Origin of the sequence: Bacteroides sp. ET71, from assembly GCF_023336905.1 — a bacterium.
Classification (GTDB): Bacteria; Bacteroidota; Bacteroidia; order Bacteroidales; family Bacteroidaceae; genus Bacteroides.
On sequence record NZ_JAMBLS010000002.1, the window covers coordinates 239,681 to 257,606 of the forward strand.

22 protein-coding genes and 1 pseudogene are annotated in these 17,926 nt (G+C 50.6%); 8 read left to right on the top strand and 15 right to left on the bottom strand.

Annotated features, from left to right (window positions below):
• Nucleotides 1–135 precede the first annotated feature (135 nt).
• Both M3090_RS02355 and M3090_RS02360 read left to right on the top strand, forming a co-directional pair.
• On the top strand, nt 136–501 hold the full coding sequence (locus M3090_RS02355; protein ID WP_249053796.1) for a BlaI/MecI/CopY family transcriptional regulator: 366 nt from the start codon (nt 136–138) through the stop codon (nt 499–501).
• Nucleotides 502–517: 16 nt separating this feature from the next.
• Nucleotides 518–1,831: a TonB family protein gene (locus M3090_RS02360; RefSeq protein WP_249053797.1), complete on the top strand. Its 1,314-nt coding sequence runs from the start codon at nt 518–520 to the stop codon at nt 1,829–1,831.
• Nucleotides 1,832–1,952: 121 nt separating this feature from the next.
• Here M3090_RS02360 and M3090_RS02365 read toward each other — a convergent pair whose 3' ends face one another.
• The 12 genes from M3090_RS02365 to M3090_RS02420 form a co-directional block, all read right to left on the bottom strand.
• Nucleotides 1,953–3,053, bottom strand: a complete 1,101-nt coding sequence (locus tag M3090_RS02365; RefSeq protein WP_249053798.1) for an Mrp/NBP35 family ATP-binding protein — start codon at nt 3,051–3,053, stop codon at nt 1,953–1,955.
• A 221-nt stretch (nt 3,054–3,274) separates the two neighbouring features.
• Complete coding sequence (gene trmB, locus M3090_RS02370) at nt 3,275–4,036, bottom strand: tRNA (guanosine(46)-N7)-methyltransferase TrmB (RefSeq protein ID WP_249053799.1); 762 nt, start codon at nt 4,034–4,036, stop codon at nt 3,275–3,277.
• An 11-nt stretch (nt 4,037–4,047) separates the two neighbouring features.
• A complete protein-coding gene (locus tag M3090_RS02375; RefSeq protein WP_249053822.1) occupies nt 4,048–5,067 on the bottom strand; it encodes a branched-chain amino acid aminotransferase in 1,020 nt (339 codons plus the stop codon).
• A gap of 32 nt (nt 5,068–5,099) precedes the next feature.
• On the bottom strand, nt 5,100–5,417 hold the full coding sequence (locus M3090_RS02380) for a type II toxin-antitoxin system RelE/ParE family toxin (RefSeq protein ID WP_249053800.1): 318 nt from the start codon (nt 5,415–5,417) through the stop codon (nt 5,100–5,102).
• Nucleotides 5,408–5,671, bottom strand: coding sequence for a hypothetical protein (locus M3090_RS02385; protein ID WP_249053801.1), 264 nt, complete (start codon nt 5,669–5,671; stop codon nt 5,408–5,410). The genes M3090_RS02380 and M3090_RS02385 overlap by 10 nt, the downstream gene beginning before the upstream one ends.
• 34 nt (nt 5,672–5,705) lie before the next feature.
• Entirely contained in the window at nt 5,706–5,918 is a 213-nt protein-coding gene (gene xseB / locus M3090_RS02390; RefSeq protein WP_249053802.1) for an exodeoxyribonuclease VII small subunit, read from the bottom strand.
• A gap of 24 nt (nt 5,919–5,942) precedes the next feature.
• A complete protein-coding gene (bla, locus tag M3090_RS02395) occupies nt 5,943–6,866 on the bottom strand; it encodes a class A beta-lactamase (protein ID WP_249053803.1) in 924 nt (307 codons plus the stop codon).
• Between the two features lie 105 nt (nt 6,867–6,971).
• Complete coding sequence (nagB, locus tag M3090_RS02400; RefSeq protein WP_249053804.1) at nt 6,972–7,784, bottom strand: glucosamine-6-phosphate deaminase; 813 nt, start codon at nt 7,782–7,784, stop codon at nt 6,972–6,974.
• A gap of 18 nt (nt 7,785–7,802) precedes the next feature.
• A complete protein-coding gene (locus tag M3090_RS02405; protein ID WP_249053805.1) occupies nt 7,803–9,008 on the bottom strand; it encodes an FprA family A-type flavoprotein in 1,206 nt (401 codons plus the stop codon).
• A 49-nt stretch (nt 9,009–9,057) separates the two neighbouring features.
• A complete protein-coding gene (locus M3090_RS02410) occupies nt 9,058–9,993 on the bottom strand; it encodes a TIGR01212 family radical SAM protein (RefSeq protein WP_249053806.1) in 936 nt (311 codons plus the stop codon).
• Between the two features lie 13 nt (nt 9,994–10,006).
• The gene (locus tag M3090_RS02415) at nt 10,007–10,558 is read right to left on the bottom strand and encodes a 3'-5' exonuclease (RefSeq protein ID WP_249053807.1); all 552 of its coding nucleotides are present in this window, start codon (nt 10,556–10,558) and stop codon (nt 10,007–10,009) included.
• A 454-nt stretch (nt 10,559–11,012) separates the two neighbouring features.
• A complete protein-coding gene (locus M3090_RS02420) occupies nt 11,013–11,912 on the bottom strand; it encodes a helix-turn-helix domain-containing protein (RefSeq protein WP_249053808.1) in 900 nt (299 codons plus the stop codon).
• 161 nt (nt 11,913–12,073) lie between these two features.
• On the opposite strand from M3090_RS02420, the gene M3090_RS02425 reads away from it, so the two are divergent.
• From M3090_RS02425 to M3090_RS02445, 5 genes are read left to right on the top strand one after another with little or no spacing between them, the layout of a single operon-like run.
• Entirely contained in the window at nt 12,074–12,274 is a 201-nt protein-coding gene (locus tag M3090_RS02425; RefSeq protein WP_249053809.1) for a hypothetical protein, read from the top strand.
• Between the two features lie 21 nt (nt 12,275–12,295).
• Nucleotides 12,296–13,303 carry an aldo/keto reductase gene (locus M3090_RS02430; protein ID WP_249053810.1) on the top strand — a complete coding sequence of 336 codons (1,008 nt, stop codon included), beginning with the start codon at nt 12,296–12,298 and terminating at the stop codon, nt 13,301–13,303.
• A 12-nt stretch (nt 13,304–13,315) separates the two neighbouring features.
• Nucleotides 13,316–13,969, top strand: a complete 654-nt coding sequence (locus M3090_RS02435; protein ID WP_249053811.1) for an NAD(P)H-dependent oxidoreductase — start codon at nt 13,316–13,318, stop codon at nt 13,967–13,969.
• A gap of 19 nt (nt 13,970–13,988) precedes the next feature.
• A complete protein-coding gene (locus tag M3090_RS02440) occupies nt 13,989–15,137 on the top strand; it encodes a carboxymuconolactone decarboxylase family protein (protein ID WP_410553163.1) in 1,149 nt (382 codons plus the stop codon).
• A gap of 21 nt (nt 15,138–15,158) precedes the next feature.
• Nucleotides 15,159–15,755 (top strand): flavodoxin, encoded by a 597-nt coding sequence (locus tag M3090_RS02445; RefSeq protein WP_249053812.1) that lies wholly within the window; start codon nt 15,159–15,161, stop codon nt 15,753–15,755.
• Between the two features lie 318 nt (nt 15,756–16,073).
• Here the strand turns inward: M3090_RS02445 and M3090_RS15830 are convergent, their stop codons facing one another.
• The 3 genes from M3090_RS15830 to M3090_RS02460 all read right to left on the bottom strand — a co-directional run bounded on the left by M3090_RS15830 (nt 16,074) and on the right by M3090_RS02460 (nt 17,812).
• The gene (locus M3090_RS15830) at nt 16,074–16,331 is read right to left on the bottom strand and encodes a leucine-rich repeat protein (protein ID WP_317239093.1); all 258 of its coding nucleotides are present in this window, start codon (nt 16,329–16,331) and stop codon (nt 16,074–16,076) included.
• Nucleotides 16,332–16,728: 397 nt separating this feature from the next.
• Nucleotides 16,729–17,208, bottom strand: coding sequence for a GNAT family N-acetyltransferase (locus M3090_RS02455; RefSeq protein WP_249053814.1), 480 nt, complete (start codon nt 17,206–17,208; stop codon nt 16,729–16,731).
• Nucleotides 17,209–17,257: 49 nt separating this feature from the next.
• Nucleotides 17,258–17,812, bottom strand: coding sequence for a dihydrofolate reductase family protein (locus tag M3090_RS02460; protein ID WP_317239095.1), 555 nt, complete (start codon nt 17,810–17,812; stop codon nt 17,258–17,260).
• A gap of 2 nt (nt 17,813–17,814) precedes the next feature.
• Between M3090_RS02460 and M3090_RS02465 the strand changes: the two are divergent.
• Nucleotides 17,815–17,926: pseudogene (locus M3090_RS02465) on the top strand (IS982 family transposase); the annotation flags it as partial.

Here is a 17,926-nt window from a genome sequence, read left to right on the forward strand (position 1 = left end):
GCAGAAAGATTTTTCTCCGGGAAACGAAAGCTGCCTGATAGAAAGAGGAGGCTTTTCATATAAATTAACCATCTATCCTTGTATGAGTTACGAAAACTTCGTAGATTTGTGACATCAAATTTCATGTCACTGATTATGCAGAAACTGACCCAACAAGAAGAAGAAGCCATGCGCTACGTGTGGCACTTGCAGGGAGGCTTTATCAAAGACGTATTAGCATGCTATCCGCCTCCCTCTCCCCCTTACACGACCGTAGCCTCTATCATACAAAACCTGAAACGCAAAGGGTATGTGAGGATAGAGCGTGAAGGAAACGGATACAGATACCTGCCCGTGGTGAGCGAGGCAGAATACAAGCGGACATTCCTGAGCGGCTTCGTGCAGGAATATTTCCGTAACTCGTACAAAGAGCTGGTGTCTTTCTTTGCGCGCGACCAGAAGCTGTCTGGCGACGACCTGAAGGACATCCTGCGTATGATAGAAGAAGAAAAGGACAAATAATAACCTCTTAATGACCATGATGAGCTATCTGATACAAGTCAACGTAGTGCTTTCGATGCTTTACCTGGTATATGTCGTGCTGCTGGGGCGGGACACGTTTTTCGGGTGGCGGCGGGGCATGTTGCTGGGGATGCTGGGCGTTGCCGTATGCGCGCCCCTGCCGTTTGTGGAACCACTCGTAGAAAGCCTGCCCGCATCGGGGCAGGTGGGTGCGTGGACGGGGCAGATTGCCTTGCCCGAGGTCGTGGTGACGGAGCATGAGGCGGGAGCTGTGGGGATGTGGCCCGGGGCCTTATACCTTATATATATGGCAGGCGTCATTGTCCTGATGGGGAGAATCGTGGGGCAGGTGGCCGCACTGGCACGCCTGCGCCGCCGCTGTCCGGCCATCTGCGTGGAGGGGCAACGGGTGCATGTGCTGGAAGAGGGGGAGGCACCCTTCTCGTTCTTCGGGCAGATATACCTGTGTCCGACGGGGCATACGGCCGAGGAGGTGAAGACCATCCTGGCGCATGAGTCGGCACACGTGAGGCAGGGACATTCGGTGGATGTGGTGCTGACGCAGGTGGCCTGCGCGCTGTGTTGGTTCAACCCTGTGGTGTGGATGTATGCACGGGAGGTGCGCCGTAACCTGGAATACCTGGCCGACGATGCCGTTATCCGGCGGGGTGTCGGGAGGAAGGCTTACCAGCTTCAACTGCTGGAGATGACTCTTACTTCGGCTGCAGCAAATCTTTATAATCACTTCAATGTATTACCTTTAAAAACGAGAATCCGTATGATGAACAAAAAGAGGACAAACGGCATGGGCAGGGTGAAGTACTTGCTCATGATTCCGGCAGCCGCCTTGCTGGCTGCCGCTTGCCAGAACAAGGAGAGCAAGGGCAATGAAATGGACGAGGTCGTGGTGGTGGGCTATGCCGGGGGCGACTCGGCGGCGCAGAAGGATGTCGTCGCTGTGGAGAACCCGGTGGGCACGTCGACTGAAAAGGCGGCGGGTGAAACGCCGCTGGGCGAGGTGTATGACATGGTGGAGCAGGCTCCGACGTTCCCCGGAGGCAACCAGGAGCTGATGTCGTACCTGGCCAAGAATATCAAGTATCCGAAGGAGGCGCAGGCTGCGAAGAAGGAGGGAAGGGTCATCGTGCAGTTCGTTGTGGCGAGCACGGGCCAGGTGACCAACGTGAAGGTGATGCGTGGTGTGGACCCGCTGCTGGATGCTGAGGCTATCCGTGTGGTGGAGGGCATGCCCCGGTGGACACCCGGTCGGCAGGACGGCGAGGCGGTGAACGTGCGCTTTACGCTGCCTGTGACGTTCCGCCTGTCGTAGCGGGCTGGCGACGACCCGCAGGAGGGCATGAATCGAGAGACATCGGATATAGGAACAAACGCGGAGGGCGCGGGCGACAAGGGTCGGCCTGCGCCCTCTTCGTGTGCCGTCGGGCGGGTGTCTACTTGCGCACCTCGACGATATGGGTGGGGGGCATTTCGACGTTGCGGCGGTCGACTTGGCGGACGACGGCGGCGGCCAGTTGGAGGAAGGCGCGGCCGGTCGTGGTGTCGGGGTCGAGGGCTACGGGCGAGCCTTGGTCACCGCTCTCGCATATGCCTTGCACCAGGGGGATTTGTCCGAGCAGGGGAACGCCCAGCTCGTCGGCCAGGTGCCGGCCTCCGTCGCGGCCGAAGATGTAGTAGCGGTTGTCGGGCAGCTCGGCTGGGGTGAACCATGCCATGTTCTCGACCAGGCCCAGGATGGGGACGCCTACCTTGTCGTTGCGGTACATGTCGACGCCTTTGCGGGCATCGGCCAGGGCCACTTGCTGGGGCGTGGTGACGATGACGGCGCCTGTGATGGCGAGGGTCTGGAGGAGGGTGAGGTGGATGTCGCTGGTGCCCGGCGGGGTGTCGATGACAAAGTAGTCCAGCGGGCCCCAGTCGGCGTCGCCCACGAGTTGCTTCAGGGCGTTGCTGGCCATGCCTCCGCGCCAGAGGGTGGCCTGGTCGGGGTTGACGAAGAAGCCGATGGAGAGGAGCTTCAATCCATATTTCTCGATGGGTACGATGAGGTCGCGTCCGTCCTTGTGCTCGGCATAGGGGCGGGCGTCTTCGACTTGGAACATCTTTGGCATGGAGGGACCGAAGATGTCAGCATCCAACAGTCCGACGCGGTAGCCCAGCCGGACGAGGGCCACGGCCAAGTTGGCGGCGACGGTACTCTTGCCCACCCCGCCCTTGCCGCTGGACACGGCGATGACGTTCCTGACCTGTGGCAGCATCTTGCCCGGTTCGGGTCGTGCGGCCTGTCGGCTTTCGGTGGTGATGGTCACGCGGACGTCGGGCGACACATAGGTGTGTATGGCCGTCTCGGCAGCCTTAACCATCGACTTCATAAAGGGGTCGGTGGGCCGGTCGAAGATGAGTGAGAAGCTGACGTTCATGCCGTCGATGCGCAGGTTGTCGGCCACCATGTCGGCTTCGATCAGGTTTTTCCCGTTGCCGGGATAACGCACGGTGGCCAGTGCGTCGTGTATCAGTTTCGGATAGAGAGTCATAATCGTTATGGTATTTATTGTTTACAGTTAGCATCTTTTGCGGGGACGGGCGGGGGCCGATGCAGGAAAAGATGGCACCTTTGGCCGGAAAAGGTGGGGAGTTTTCCATGAAAAGGTGGGGACTTTTGTAGGAAAAGGTGGGGAGTTTTGTAGGCTCTCTCCCACCCTTTCAGTATCAAGCTGTTACGTTTTGCCCTGCCGGGTGTGCCGCCGACGGTAATTTATCTGGACACTTCAAGCCCGCTCCTCTTGCTGCGTCCGTAGCTCCGGTAGTCGTCCAAGGGGATGTCCACCTCGGGCTCGGCCAGTGTGCCGGCGTGCGGCAGGCGGAAGCAGATGTACTTGATGGTCATGCCGCGGTCCAGCCATTGCTGCTCGTAGGCGGTGCGGATTTGCGTCAGCACGCCGCCGCTGAGGGGCGAGGCATAGAGGTCGTCGGTCATCTGCTCGACAGGCAGGCCGTTGCGCTCCAGCATCAGGCGCGTGTAGGTGTACATGAAAGGGCTGTCCGTCTTGACATGCACGCGGCCCCCGTCGCGCAGGAAGCGGCGGTAGCGCTCCAGGAAGTAGGTAGATGTCAGCCGCTTCGTGGCCTTCTTCATCTGCGGGTCGCTGAACGTCAGCCACAGCTCGTCCACCTCAGCGGGCGCGAAGCACTGGTCGATGGCCTCGATGCGAGTGCGCAAGAAGGCCACGTTCTTCAACCCTTCGCGCAGGGCATCGGTAGCCCCCGTCCACATGCGTGCACCCTTGATGTCGACGCCGATAAAGTTCCGCTCCGCCATCCTTCGGGCCAGTCCCACGGTATATTCCCCCCTGCCACAGCCCAGCTCCAGCGTCAGCGGCCGGCCGTTGCGGAAGAAATCCTCATCCCATCGCCCCCTCATCGCAAAAGGCACGCCTCCGGGCCCGGCATAGGGGTGCTCGAAGACGTGCGGGTAAGCTGCCATGTCGGCAAATTTCTGCAGTTTTCCTTTTCCCATGTTGACAGGATTTATTCTACCACCGTCACCCAACCGTGCGTATCCGGTTCGTCGCCATACTGTATGGCACGCAGCTTATGGTACAGCTTCGTGCTGACAGGCCCCGGCGTGCCGTCGTGGGTGAAGACATACTTGCGGCCGTTTTCCGGGTCATCTATGTGGCTGATAGGGCTGATGACAGCCGCCGTCCCGCAGGCCCCCGCCTCCTCAAACGTGGCAAGTTCCTCCTCGGGGATGGGGCGCCGTTCCACCTTCAGCCCCAGGTCTTCGGCCAGTTGCATCAGGCTCTTGTTGGTGATGCTCGGCAGGATAGACGTCGACAGCGGGGTGATGTACGTATTATCCTTGATGCCGAAGAAGTTGGCCGCACCACACTCGTCCATATATTTCTTCTCCTTCGCGTCCAGGTAGAACTCGGCCGAATAGCCCGCGTCGTGCGCCTCTTTGCTGGCTCGCAGGCTGGCCGCGTAGTTGCCACCCACCTTGAAAGTACCCGTCCCCAGCGGGGCAGCACGGTCATACTTGCGGGTGATGACATACGGCGTGGCGGCAAATCCCCCCTTGAAGTACGGGCCCACGGGCGTCACGAAGATAAGGAAGAGATACTCGTTCGCCGGCTTTACACCCACCTGTGCCCCCGTGCCGATAAGCAAGGGACGGATATACAGCGACGCACCGCTCTCGTAAGGCGGCACGAAACGCTCGTTCAGCTTCACCACCTTCAGGACTGCCTCGCGGAAACGCTCCGTCGGAAGCTCAGGCATCAGTATCCCGCGGCAGGTAGACTGCAGGCGTGCGGCATTCTCCTCCAGGCGGAAAATACGGATGCGTCCGTCCTTGCCCCTGAAAGCCTTCAGGCCCTCGAAAGCCTCCTGGCCGTAGTGCAGGCTGGTGGCAGCCATGTGCAGGGGGATATACTCGTCACTGCACACCTCCAGCTCGCCCCATTGTCCGTTACGATGGTAGATTCTCACATTGTAATCTGTCCGCATATATCCAAAGGACAGATTAGACCAATCCATTTCTTTCATATCGTTCATATTAATCAAATCCTACATTTGTTCTATTCCATCCACCGCCCCAGCAGCACTTTCGAAGAGTCCGAAGGGTCCCTGCGGCAGTCCCACACGGCCACAACCATCACCTTGCTGCCCACCACGCGGTAAATCACCTTGCCATACGGAGGCACCATCACCGCCCGATAGGCCTGCCCGCGCCCCTCCAGGTATTGCCCCACGTAGGGCGAATCGGCCAGGCACGCCACGGTGTCCGTTATGCGCTGCATCATGCTTCCTGCCGTCAGCGCACCGGCCGACTGCAGGTAGTAATCGGCCAAAGCCGTCAGGTGGCGTTCCGCCTCCTCAGTCCAAACTATTTCCATGCCGCAATCTTTTCTCTTATCCGGGCCACCACTTCCTCATGAGCACACACCTTGCCGGCCATCACATCCGCCTCCGACTGCAACAAGCAGTGCCGGCGCTCCTTCCGTGTGTAAGGCAGCCCGCAGACATACGCCTGCCGGCCGTCCCCCTTCAGGGAAAGCAGAAAGTCCAGCAACTGCTGCATGCTCTCATCATCGTCCATCAACGAAGCAACCTCCTGCAAGACAGTTTTTCTCAATTCAACGGTAGTCATACCCATCACTCGTTAGTTTCCGCAAATGTACGGTTTATTCTTTAGTTTCCGACTCCCCGGACAGCAAATTTTCAATCTCCGCCTCTGCTTTCGTCAGTTTCCCCGTGCAAAAAGCGATAATCCGGTTGGCCTCCTTGATTTTATCGGCCAGTTGGTCCACATCCAGTTCATTGGCATCTATCTGCGCCACTATCTTCTCCAGGCGTTCCATAGCCTCGGCATACGATTCTTTCTTAGGTGTTGCCATAAATCTATCCGCATTTTAAATGATTCAAATTCCACTTCGGCCTGTCTTCTCTCCACCCGTCAATGCCCTAAGCACGATGGACGATATGTCAGCCATATACCGGCAAGTCTCCTCCATCGTAGCCCGCGAATCCTTCACCAGCACCACAAGCGTATAATGCCGTCCATCGGGCAGACGGATAAAACCTGCATCATTCACTCCTATCCACTCCCCCCGGACATTCTGGTCCCCCGTGCCAGTCTTATGCCCGATGGCAGTGCCCGTACCTTCCAGCGGAGCAGCCAGACGCTCTTTCCCGGTCTCACACTCCAGCAGCATCTTCCTGATAAAGCCCTCCTCCGCACCATCGGCAAACACAGGATGGGTGAAAAGCATTTCCAGCAGCCGTGCCACAGCCAAAGGCGTACTCCAGTTATCATAACACCGCCCCAAAGAACGATGCATCTCCGCCTCATCGGCCACAATAGCCAACGGAACAATGCCCAATTCATGCATGTAGCGTTCCGTCTCCTCCACACCACAAATACGGTCAAACAGAATATCGCAAGCATTGTTGTCACTCCACTGCAAGGTGTAAGACAACAGGTCTCTGACTCGCAGGGTAACACCTCCTTCGGGATATTTGTCACGCAAGGGACTGTACGTGTCCGGCTTCAGGTCCTCCTGCCTGATACAGACAGGAGTGTCCAACGTCCAACCCCTGACACGCAATCCATGAGCCACAGCCAAAGCCTGATGCAACTTGAAAACACTCATCAGCGGATAACGGCAAGAATCATTCACACAGACAGTATCCCTACCCTCCACAATAAGAGCAACACCAATCTGTGCAGGTTTATCAGACACATAATCAGCAAGAGCCTGACGAAGATAGGCCTGCTGCCCTTGCAAGGGAGACTGAAACAACCACAAAACAGCAAACAGGATGAACAGACAAGAAGGTCTCATTAGAAAAAGCACAAGTAAAATGAAACTTATACACAAGCGGTGTGCCCTTCCCCTTAACCCAATCGGAGAACAGGGCACACCGCCTTGCAAACGATGAATACAATCTTACTTCAGCAAAGAAGCCGGATCCAGATGCTCAGCCTCAATATCTTTGAAGTAACGGTACGTGCCCACCTTCAGCTCGTCAGTAGCAGCATCGTCGCACACGATGATACCCTTCTCATGCATCTGCAAAGCACTGATGGTCCACATCTGCATCACAGGGCCTTCTACGGCATGATAGAGCGCACGCGCCTTGTTATGTCCATTAACAATAATCATCACCTCTTTCGCGCTGAGCACAGTTCCTACGCCGACCGTCAAAGCCGTTTTAGGAACCTTGTTTACATCATTGTCAAAGAAGCGGGAATTGGCGATGATGGTATCCGTGGTCAACGTCTTCTGACGGGTGCGCGAAGACAAAGAAGAACCCGGCTCATTGAACGCGATATGACCGTCCGGACCTATACCTCCCATGAAGAGGTCTACACCACCATAAGACTTGATTTTCTCCTCAAAGCGTGCACACTCTGCATCCAGATCGGCGGCATTACCGTTCAAGATATTCGTGTTCTCCGCCTTAATATCAATGTGGCTGAAGAAATTATTCCACATGAAAGAGTAATAACTCTCGGGATGTTCCTTGGGCAAGCCCACATATTCGTCCATGTTGAAGGTCACAACATTCTGGAAAGAAACAACCCCAGCTTTGTTCAAATCAATCAATTCTTTGTACATGCCCAACGGCGACGAACCGGTAGGACATCCCAAAACAAAAGGTTTTTCGGGCGTAGGATTAGCTGCATTAATCTTAGAAGCCACATAATTGGCCGCCCACTTGGATACGGATTGATAATCCGGTTGAATAATAACTCGCATTGTTGTGTTATTTAAAGGTTATACATTGGGTCTGTCTTTCTTCAGGCGTTCGGCCATAGCACGTGCTAGGATTCCACACTGCTCGTAGGTTATGTCCTTCATCGCCTGTTTCATTTCCACAGGGTCACCCACCAGTTCGAACTTGCTCTTTTCGGCAAACTCGCCCATCCGCTTTACGGCAGCTCCTGCCCAACAGAACGAGCCGAACAACCCCAAGTAACGGTTCTTCACCTCACGCAACAAGATTTTCTCCAGCAATGATTCCACTTCCGGATAAATATGATTGCAATAAGTGGGGCTTCCGATGATGAGTCCCTTGTATTGGAATATATCTTTCAGCATATAAGACGGATGGCTCTTGCTGACATTGTGCATAACGATGTCGCGTATGCCTTGTGCGGACAATTCTTCTGCAATGGCCTCCGCCATCTGCTCAGTATTTCCATACATGCTGCCATAGGCAATCACCACACCTTCCGCTGCCTCATAACGGCTCAGACGGTCATAGATGCCCGCCACCTTAGGGATATTCTCCGTCCACACCGGCCCATGCGTAGAGCATACAACCTTGATAGGCAGCTTGCCCAGTTTAGCCATGGCTTTTTGTACCGGATTGCCATACTTGCCCACGATGTTCGAATAATAACGCACCATCTCGTCCCAATACTTATCCGTATTGATGCGCGTATCCAGGAAGCCTCCATCCAGAGTGCCGAAACAGCCGAAGCCATCTCCCGAGAACAACACACCGTCCGTCTCATCGAACGTCATCATAGTCTCAGGCCAATGCACCATAGGAGTCAAGTAAAAACGCAGTTTATGATATCCCAGGTCAAGGAAATCGCCTTCCTTCACCTCATAACGTTCACCCGTCACGCCATAAAATCCCTCAATCATACCGAACGTCTGTTTGTTGCCCACGATAACGATATCGGGATAATATTGCTTGATAAGACGTATAGAACCCGAATGATCCGGCTCCATATGATTGATAATCAAATATTGAATAGGGCGGTTGCCAATAATACTGCGAATCTTGCGCAAGAACACCTCGAAATAACAGGCATCCACTGTATCGACCAACGCCACGATGTCATCGTCTATCAGATAGGAATTATAAGATACGCCATAAGGCAATGGCCACATCCCTTCGAAGAGGTGTTTGTTGCGGTCATTCACTCCTACGTAATGGATTTTTCCTTTAATCAGGGTCTTTTCATTCATATTTTCTTACTCTGTTTAATATTACGGTCAATATCGGCACAAAGTTAGTTTATTTTCCACACTTATCATACTTTTTACCTTGATATGCGTCAAGTTCCCTCATTCTTTTCCACAAGCGGTGATTGAACTCATAATTCTTCAAGTTCCAATCCGGTGCCACCAGCAAGTCTTTGGGCGACTGCGACAGAAATCGCTCCAACACGATATCCGGGCGCAAACGTTCAACATAATCTATCACCACCTCCATATACTCATCCACGTCAAACAGATGAAAGTCTTCTGGTTTTTCCTCATATTCCCGAGCCATGCGCGTACCTCGGATCAGTTGCAACTGATGCAGCTTCAACGTAGTAAGCGGCAGCGAAGAAATGTCCTCCGCCTGCCTCACCATATCTGCTCGTGTCTCGCCCGGCAATCCCAAGATGACATGTCCTCCGCACAAAATCCCCCGTTCAGAGGTGCGCCTTACTGCATCCACCGTTTCAGCCCACGTATGCCCACGGTTGATACGCCGCAATGTCTTATCCGACGTGCTTTCGATACCATATTCAATCAAGACAAATGTCCGTTCCTTTTGTTCGGCAAGATAATCCAAAAGTTCGTCGGACATACAATCCGGCCGCGTGCCAATGACCAGCCCCACCACATCATCCACAGCCAATGCCTCCTCATATTTCCGCCTCAGCGCCTCCAGACCACCATACGTATTGGTATAAGCTTGGAAATAGGCCAGATATTTCATCTGCGGATACTTGCGGGCGAAAAACAACTTCCCTTCTTCCAATTGTTGGACAATGCTCTTGTCCGTACGGCAATACTCAGGGTTGAACGTCTGATTATTACAATACGTACAGCCTCCATACCCCTTAGTGCCGTCACGATTCGGACATGTGAAACCCGCATTGAGGGAAATCTTCTGCACCTTGAAGGGGAAATGACGCTTCAGGAAGGTAGAAAAATCGTTGTATAAAAAAGGAGCATCCATACAAAATCCATTTTTACAGTTTCCCTTTGCAATAACTCATCTCCTCCAACTCACACCATCCGGCATCTCTGATTTCCCGCAAAAACAGCCTGGCACACATCTCGGCATCATTGCCCGCCCGGTGATGATGCCCGCAAGGTATTTCAAACAAATCACACAGATAGCTCAACGTATTGCAGCCAAAGTCATAAAGCTTACGGGCAGCACGTAACGAGCAATAATAGGTAATGTCCGGTTTCTCCATACCGTAAAGTTCAAGCGAATGACGGATACAACCCATATCGAAAGCCGCATTATGCGCCACAAGGACAGGACAGTCCTTCCAGTATCTACCTATCTCACCCCAGACTTCGGGAAACTCTGGAGCATCCCGCGTATCGACGGGACGAATGCCATGCACCTGTATATTCCAATAACTATAATAGTTGCCTTGAGGACGTACAAGCCATGAACGTGTCTCCTGAATCTTCCCGTCCCGCACCACACAGATGCCTGCCTCACAAATGGAAGCCCGCTTACCGGTGGCCGTCTCAAAGTCTATGGCAGTAAAGTTTATTCCTTGCATGTATTTTCTTCCTCCTCCATATAATAACTCAACATATTGCGGACAAAATTACGCATTTCTGCACGAACTGGCATCATCATCTCCTATCTCACATTACCCAGCCCACTATCCTACCACAATTCGTTAATTTCCTGAAATTTCAGACGTTTGTATCTATTCAACGTGTCTATCAACCATACATATCGTCCAAAAAATATTTGCAGCCATAAATATCATCTTACTTAATGCAATGTGCAGGAGCAAAGGTAGCGAAATGGATGTGAAAAACGATGGCATAAGAAAGAAAAATATTCATTTGCAAGAAAAAAACTTTATCAAGACATATGCTGCAATTCGGCACTCCATCCCATCTAACTTTGTCGCATAATCATTCAGGACAAGCCGATAGATTTTTGGGAAAATATGTCGCGACTCTATTTCGACTTGACAGGCAACCCTACGGAACGTCTATTTATCAAGAACGCAGCCTCTGACAATATTCCGACGGAGTGATGCCTTCCTGCTTCTTGAACATCCGGCTGAAATGCTGTGAATATTCAAAACCGAGGCGGTCTGACACCTGCGAAACGGTTTCTCCGGCGGCAAGCCCGTTCTTGGCAAGCTGGATGACGAACTGGCGGATGTGGTTGCTCGCCGTGTCGCCGGTGGTCTTCTTGATGACGTCGCCAAAATAATTGGGCGACATGCAGAGGCGGTCGGCGCAATACTGCACGGTGGGCAGGCCGAGCGTCAGTTGCAGTTTGTCGTCGAAATAGTCACGGAGCAGCTTGTCGAAACGGACAAGAATGTCGGCGTTCTCGATCTTGCGGGTGACGAATTGCCGGTTGTAAAAACGCTGGCAGAAGTTAAGTGTCAGTTCTATGTAACTCACGATAATCGCGTTTTGGAGTTCGTCCGGCCTCTTGCTGAGTTCCTCACGCATTTGTCGCATCAGCGAAACAAGGATGTCGTGCTCCTCGTCGGTCATGTGCAGGGCTTCGTTCACACGGTAGTCAAAAAAAGAATACTCTTTGATATGTTTCTCAAGCGGGAAGCCGTGCAGCAAATCAGGATGGAACAACAGCGCCCATCCTGTAATCGCCACCCGCTCGCCGTTGTCTTCCTTGCCGCCCACCTGCCCCGGAGCCACGCAGAGCAACGTTCCTTTATTGTAATCATATTTGCCGCAACCGTAATCAAGTTCCACCTCGGCATCGTCTCGGAGAAACAGCCCGTACACGCTGTAATTGTTCAGGCTGTGGCGGATGGGTGACACCTCTGTATAGTCAATGACGCAGACCAACGGATGCTGGTCTGCGCATCCGAGATAGCGGCCGTAATCATTGACATTTGTTACTTTCAGTATCTTGCTCATTATTCTTCCTGTTAAACCGATACAAAGATAAACTATTTAACGGACAATGATTTATGCTGATACGTAATTTCTGTGAAATTGGTACAGTTTGCCCACTTATAGTTACAAAGCCTCTCGTTGTTCCACTGTAATTTTGCATCAGATAAAATCGCAGAAAAACAATGGAACAGAAAACAGATTACCCTGAAGAATTATGTATAGACGAGGCAGTGCGCTTCATCGCCGACCGCCACCACTTGACGCCGCACCAACTCTTGTGCTGCTTCCTAACAGGTGGAACGTCCATCCCGCTGGAACCCAACGAGGTGGAAATATTGAGAGGCTTGTCCAGTACGGCCAAAGAAAGACGAGAGAATCATTAACAATATAAAAAGGAGACAATAATGAGAACAAGATTCTTAGGAAAAGACAGACTGGAAGTATCCGCCGTGGGATTGTGCTGCATGGGCTTCACGCAAAGTTATCCACCATATCCCGACCGCAAGGATGCGATAGAGACGATACGCAAGGCGGTAGATTTGGGCGTTACGTTCTTCGACACCGCCGAAGTGTACAGTTATGGACAAAACGAGGACTTGATAGGCGAAGCGTTACAGCCCGTGCGCGACAAGGTGGTTATTGCCACCAAGTTCGGTTACGACCTGTCCGAAACACCAGACTTGACTACATCGGCACGTCCCGTCTCGCTGTCCAGCCGTCCGGAGACCATCCGTCAGGCAGTGGAAGGCTCGCTGCGCCGTCTGCGTACCGACCACATAGACCTTTATTATCAGCATCGTGTGGACCCGAATGTGCCTATCGAAAAAGTAGCCGAAACTGTGGGTGAATTGATAAAGGAAGGCAAGGTACTGCATTGGGGACTGTCGGAAACCGCACCTGCCACAGTGCGCCGTGCCCACGCCGTCTGCCCGCTGACTGCCGTGCAGAGTGAATACTCCCTGTGGTACAGGAAGCCCGAAGCAGAACTGCTACCCACATTGGAAGAACTGGGTATCGGCTTCGTGCCGTTCAGTCCGTTGGGTAAGGCAATGCTGACTGGGCGTTTCAACAAGGACACAAAGTTTGACAAAACCGATTTTCGCTCCGCCATTCCCCGTTTCCAAGGAGAGAATTTGAAGCACAATATGGAACTGGTAGAATATGTGGAAGAACTTGCCAGGAAAAAAGAAACCACTCCTGCCCGCATCGCCATCGGCTGGCTATTGGCACAGAAACCATGGATTGTTCCCATACCCGGCACGAAGCGCATCGAACGTATCCAAGAAAACATTGGTGGTGCGGAAATACGGTTTACTCCTGAAGAATTGGCAGACATCCGTTGGCATTTGGATAACATAGAGATAGTTGGAGGCCGTTATCCTGAATACCAGGAGAAAATGACAGGACTTTAATTCCAAACGCCTATGGAACGAAGAGATTTTTTGAAAAAGTCTGCATTAGCAGCTTTGGGTACGGCGGTAGCCGGCACAGGGATAGTGCAGGCTTTCAACCACATAAACGATAACGAATCAAAGACAGACAAGATGAAGATTGTAGTATTGACGGGCAGTCCCCGTAAGAACGGTAACTCCGCTTACTTGGCGGAGCAGTTTATCAAAGGCGCGGAAGAAAAAGGGCACGAGGTGTTCCGCTTCGACTGTGCCTTCAAACAAGTGGAGCCATGCCGTGCCTGTAACCGTTGCAGCATGAACGGGCCTTGCATACTGAACGATGACTTTCAGGAACTTCGCCCCAAACTTATCGGGGCCGACATGGTGGTGTTCGCCACGCCGATGTATTATTTCGGCATCTCGGCGCAAATGAAACGGGTGATAGACCGCTTCTATGCCATCAACGGGCAGATAAAAGGCGCACCGAAGAAAGCCGCCTTTCTGATGACCTACGCCGACACTTCCCGAAAAGAGGCGGAACCGATGCTGGTGCATTATCATACGCTGATGGACTACCTCGGCTGGACAAGTGTAGGCGAAGTGGTAGCTTCGGGTGTATGGACGGCAGGCAGTGTCAAGAGCACGGATTATCCACAGCAAGCCTACCGGTTAGGCAAGAGTTTATAATCATTTATCATTGAACAGAATGAAAAAAACAATAGGTATCATCGCCCTTGTGCTGGCAGGAAGCCTGTCCACGATGGCACAAACAACAAGCACTATGGATAGAATAGAAGTATGCAAACAGAATTATCACACGCTGTTCGGTGGCGAAGCGCTTACCGGGCAAGGCACAGACCCTGAGATGATGGACATCCTTCAGAAGTTCATCTTCGGCGAAGTGTTCCGGACAGGCAACCTGACCATGAAACAGCGCGAGATGATTACCTGCATCACCCTTGCCACGATGCAGACGCTCCCGCAACTGAAAGCCCATGCAGGAGCGGCGCTCAATGTGGGTGTCACTCCCGAAGAACTGCGCGAGGTGATGTATCTCACCGCTCCGTTCATCGGTTTCCCCAAGATGCTGAATGCCGTAGCCACGGTGAATGAGGTGTTTAAGGAGCGGGGCATCTCCCTGCCTTTGGAAAAGCAAGGCACGGTGACGGAAGAAAATCGTCACGAAACGGGCAAGGCCATTCAGGACAAACTCTATCCCGGCGGCATCACTTCAGTAATGGAAGGATTGCCCGGCTACATGGGCAAGGATGTGGAGCAGTTTCTCACGGACTATTTCTTTGGCGAGATATACAGCCGTGGCGCACTTGATTTGCAGACCCGCGAACTGTTAGGCTATTGCGTACTGACTACCTTGGAGGCCGAAAGCCAACTCCATTCGCACTATCACGGCAACATCAACGTGGGCAATACACCTGAAACGCTGACCGCTGCTGTCATCCAGTGCCTGCCATACATCGGTTTTCCTGCCGCCATAAAAGCCCTGCGCATCATCAAGCAGGAATATGTCAAACCCGTCGCTGCCGAGAACAACTTGGTGCGCCTTTCGAAGATTACCGTTGACCCGATACAGTTGGATGCCTACAACGCCTTTCTAAAAGAAGAGATTGAAGCCTCCATGCGGTTGGAGCCAGGCGTTCTGACGCTCTATGCCACCTCTGAGAAAGATGCTCCGTACCGAATGACCATCCTCGAAATCTATGCCGACCGTGCCGCCTACGAAAGCCATCTGAAGACACCGCACTTCCAGAAGTACAAGCAAGGCACGCTGGATATGGTACAAGAACTGGAATTAGTGGATGTAAAACCGCTGATACCGGGATTGAAAATTAAATGACATATTATAAACAGTAGAATCATGAACAAGATTATTTTGACATTGGCGGCGGTAATGACCATGAGCTTTGCAGCCTGTGCCCAAAACAACAAAAGAGAAAAGAATATGCAAACTGAGAAGAAACCGTTGGTCGTATATTTCTCAGCTACTGGCACAACAGCCCGGGCAGCTCGAATGATTGCTGATGTTACAGGCGGTACGCTGTGCGAAATTGTCCCACAACAGACCTATACTTCCGATGACCTTGACTGGAACGACAAGCAGTCGCGCAGTTCGGTAGAAATGAACAATCCGGATGCTCGTCCGGCAGTAAAGGATACAAAAATTGATTTCGCAGCTTACGATGTAATCTTTATCGGTTATCCTATCTGGTGGAATCAGGCTCCGCGGATTATCAATACATTCATAGAGAGTCATGACCTTAAGGGCAAAACGCTTGTGCCGTTTGCCACGTCCGGTGGTAGTGGCATAAACAATAGTGCAGAAGAATTGAAGAAAACTTACCCTGATTTGGAATGGCAGAAAGGCAAATTACTTAATGGAGTCAGCTATGATGACATTCGGTCCTGGGTTAGTGATTTAGTAAAGAATTGCGATAAAACTAAAATTTCAAAATGAACAAACCAGAAAACGGTGTTCTCTCTTTTTGGAGGAGGAGAACATCATCGGTATATTAATGCCGAACAGGATGTAAAAAATGAACTTTTTGCATTGCTCGCCTCTGCAAGAAAAAGCTATCTTCAACCCGTTGGCGGAATTAAATTAGCGCATATTTAACTCTACCAATGGGTTTCTCATTTTTATAGTCGTTGTGCATACGATATTTGTCTACTAAAAGTTTGGCCTCCTTTAATTTACTAAATATCAATAATATGCACAATTTTTTTTTATACATAAATCTTTTATCAATTTAATTCCTCCAACGAGCCAAACAATTTATTTTTCCACTATGTTACCGAACTTTCCCCATATTTCATGTTGCAGATAGGCACCTTTGCTTCCAACAGGAACATATAATGTGACATAAGCATATGTTGAAAAAGCATTGTCTGCGACATCAGGTGGTGTTGGATTTTTCATGTGGATTTCTTTCAACCCAGCATCAGCAAAAGTTCTATTTCTAATCTCTGTAACATTATTAGGTATTTCAACAGAGGTCAAGCTTGTACATCCCGCGTATTTGCAACCAGTTATTTCTCAATAGTTTGTGAGTAATAAGTCATAAATATGGTCGTAAACTTTAATGGTACATTCTAAAGGGTGAAGATTTAACGCTTTTATTGTTTCTTAACTTGGTTAGAGTACCAATTTGGGCATTTTCTTCTCTTTTCTGTGCAATTTGCTTTCCATTATTCCACTTCTATTTTGGCGTACCTCCTAAGCCTCTGCAAAGGTACGATATTTTGTTGGATATTCGTCCAATCCATTATCATTCGTAGATTCATTTTATGTGCCGTACAGCAATACATCAATAACCAACTACGCAGAAAGTAAGCGAAGGAATGGAAAACGGAAATCTATTATTTTGGAGGATATATAGTTGTCCGCTTTCTCTTGCTAACATAATTATTTTGTTAAGGTGATGAAAACTTTAAAGAGTTTTCATCAAGAACTCTGTTTCGCCTGTATTCTCATCGATGTTTTCGCTCTCAATCACGAAGCCCTCTTTTTGATAGAACTTAATGGCTCTGATGTTCTTCTGATAAACATGAAGACAAAGTTTCGATTTGAGTGCTTTAGCATAATCCAACAATCGCTTCCCGATGCCATAGGATTGGCAATCGGAAATCACAAATATACCTGCAATATAATTTTCGGTAAGCCCGATAAACCCGACTATCTCTTTTGATTTCTCACAAATATATACTTCGGATGCAGGGATTATTTGCTTTACCTTATCAAATTGGCTTTTCCAATAGGTTACAGGAATAAAGTCATGAGTTTGTATATTGGTTGTCAGCCAAATTTGCATCACTTGCTCTACATCATTCTCATTCATGCTCCTTATGACAACATCCCTGTCGGCAATGTCGCATATATGCTTACTCTCATTGCTGTTTCTTGCTTCCATCTCAGTATTTCTTATACATTCTTGTTGCTTTCGAACGTTTAATCTAAATCTATCTTTGAGAATATACCACCTCTATGATTCCATTATACTTCTTTGTCTCAATCAAAGTCAAGCCAATCTTTGGCATAGAGCCGTCAAACAGCCTGACTCCTCCACCCAAAATAACGGGTATAATGGCAAGATGATAGATGTTTATCATATTCTTCTCAATAAGCTGTCCGGCAACTTTCGCACCTCCACAAATCCAAATGTCGCCTCCTGCTTCCTGCCTCAACTCTTCTACCAATTGACAAGCGTCCATATTTCTAAAACGGATATTCCCCGTTACATCTGCTTCATTACGATAAGTCAAGACATAAGTTGTCGCTCCGATATAGGGCCATCGATTGGGCGAAAGTTCAGTAACAATCTGGTCAAAGGTTTTTCTTCCCATAACAACCGTATCTATGTTACTGAAGAAAGGGGTAAAAGTGTCTTCCGATTCCACAGCATCATCCTCTCCTTTAATCCACTCTACCAATCCCTGGCTGTCAGCAATATATCCATCCAAGCTGACGGCGATATATAATACTAACCCGTTGGCGGAATTAAATTGATAAAAGATTTATGAATAAAAAGTTGTGCATATTGTTGATATTTAGTAAATTAAAGGTGACCAAACTTTTAATAGACAAATATCGTATGCACAACCTATATGCAATATTCGCAAAATTTCTGA

Bases quoted from the DNA above. Each gene is read 5' to 3' on its own strand.
- M3090_RS02355 (WP_249053796.1), top strand. From the start codon at position 136: ATGCAGAAACTGACCCAACAAGAAGAAGAAGCCATGCGCTACGTGTGG.
- M3090_RS02360 (WP_249053797.1), top strand. From the start codon at position 518: ATGATGAGCTATCTGATACAAGTCAACGTAGTGCTTTCGATGCTTTAC.
- M3090_RS02365 (WP_249053798.1), bottom strand. From the start codon at position 3,053: ATGACTCTCTATCCGAAACTGATACACGACGCACTGGCCACCGTGCGT.
- trmB (WP_249053799.1), bottom strand. From the start codon at position 4,036: ATGGGAAAAGGAAAACTGCAGAAATTTGCCGACATGGCAGCTTACCCG.
- M3090_RS02375 (WP_249053822.1), bottom strand. From the start codon at position 5,067: ATGAAAGAAATGGATTGGTCTAATCTGTCCTTTGGATATATGCGGACA.
- M3090_RS02380 (WP_249053800.1), bottom strand. From the start codon at position 5,417: ATGGAAATAGTTTGGACTGAGGAGGCGGAACGCCACCTGACGGCTTTG.
- M3090_RS02385 (WP_249053801.1), bottom strand. From the start codon at position 5,671: ATGACTACCGTTGAATTGAGAAAAACTGTCTTGCAGGAGGTTGCTTCG.
- xseB (WP_249053802.1), bottom strand. From the start codon at position 5,918: ATGGCAACACCTAAGAAAGAATCGTATGCCGAGGCTATGGAACGCCTG.
- bla (WP_249053803.1), bottom strand. From the start codon at position 6,866: ATGAGACCTTCTTGTCTGTTCATCCTGTTTGCTGTTTTGTGGTTGTTT.
- nagB (WP_249053804.1), bottom strand. From the start codon at position 7,784: ATGCGAGTTATTATTCAACCGGATTATCAATCCGTATCCAAGTGGGCG.
- M3090_RS02405 (WP_249053805.1), bottom strand. From the start codon at position 9,008: ATGAATGAAAAGACCCTGATTAAAGGAAAAATCCATTACGTAGGAGTG.
- M3090_RS02410 (WP_249053806.1), bottom strand. From the start codon at position 9,993: ATGGATGCTCCTTTTTTATACAACGATTTTTCTACCTTCCTGAAGCGT.
- M3090_RS02415 (WP_249053807.1), bottom strand. From the start codon at position 10,558: ATGCAAGGAATAAACTTTACTGCCATAGACTTTGAGACGGCCACCGGT.
- M3090_RS02420 (WP_249053808.1), bottom strand. From the start codon at position 11,912: ATGAGCAAGATACTGAAAGTAACAAATGTCAATGATTACGGCCGCTAT.
- M3090_RS02425 (WP_249053809.1), top strand. From the start codon at position 12,074: ATGGAACAGAAAACAGATTACCCTGAAGAATTATGTATAGACGAGGCA.
- M3090_RS02430 (WP_249053810.1), top strand. From the start codon at position 12,296: ATGAGAACAAGATTCTTAGGAAAAGACAGACTGGAAGTATCCGCCGTG.
- M3090_RS02435 (WP_249053811.1), top strand. From the start codon at position 13,316: ATGGAACGAAGAGATTTTTTGAAAAAGTCTGCATTAGCAGCTTTGGGT.
- M3090_RS02440 (WP_410553163.1), top strand. From the start codon at position 13,989: ATGAAAAAAACAATAGGTATCATCGCCCTTGTGCTGGCAGGAAGCCTG.
- M3090_RS02445 (WP_249053812.1), top strand. From the start codon at position 15,159: ATGAACAAGATTATTTTGACATTGGCGGCGGTAATGACCATGAGCTTT.
- M3090_RS02455 (WP_249053814.1), bottom strand. From the start codon at position 17,208: ATGGAAGCAAGAAACAGCAATGAGAGTAAGCATATATGCGACATTGCC.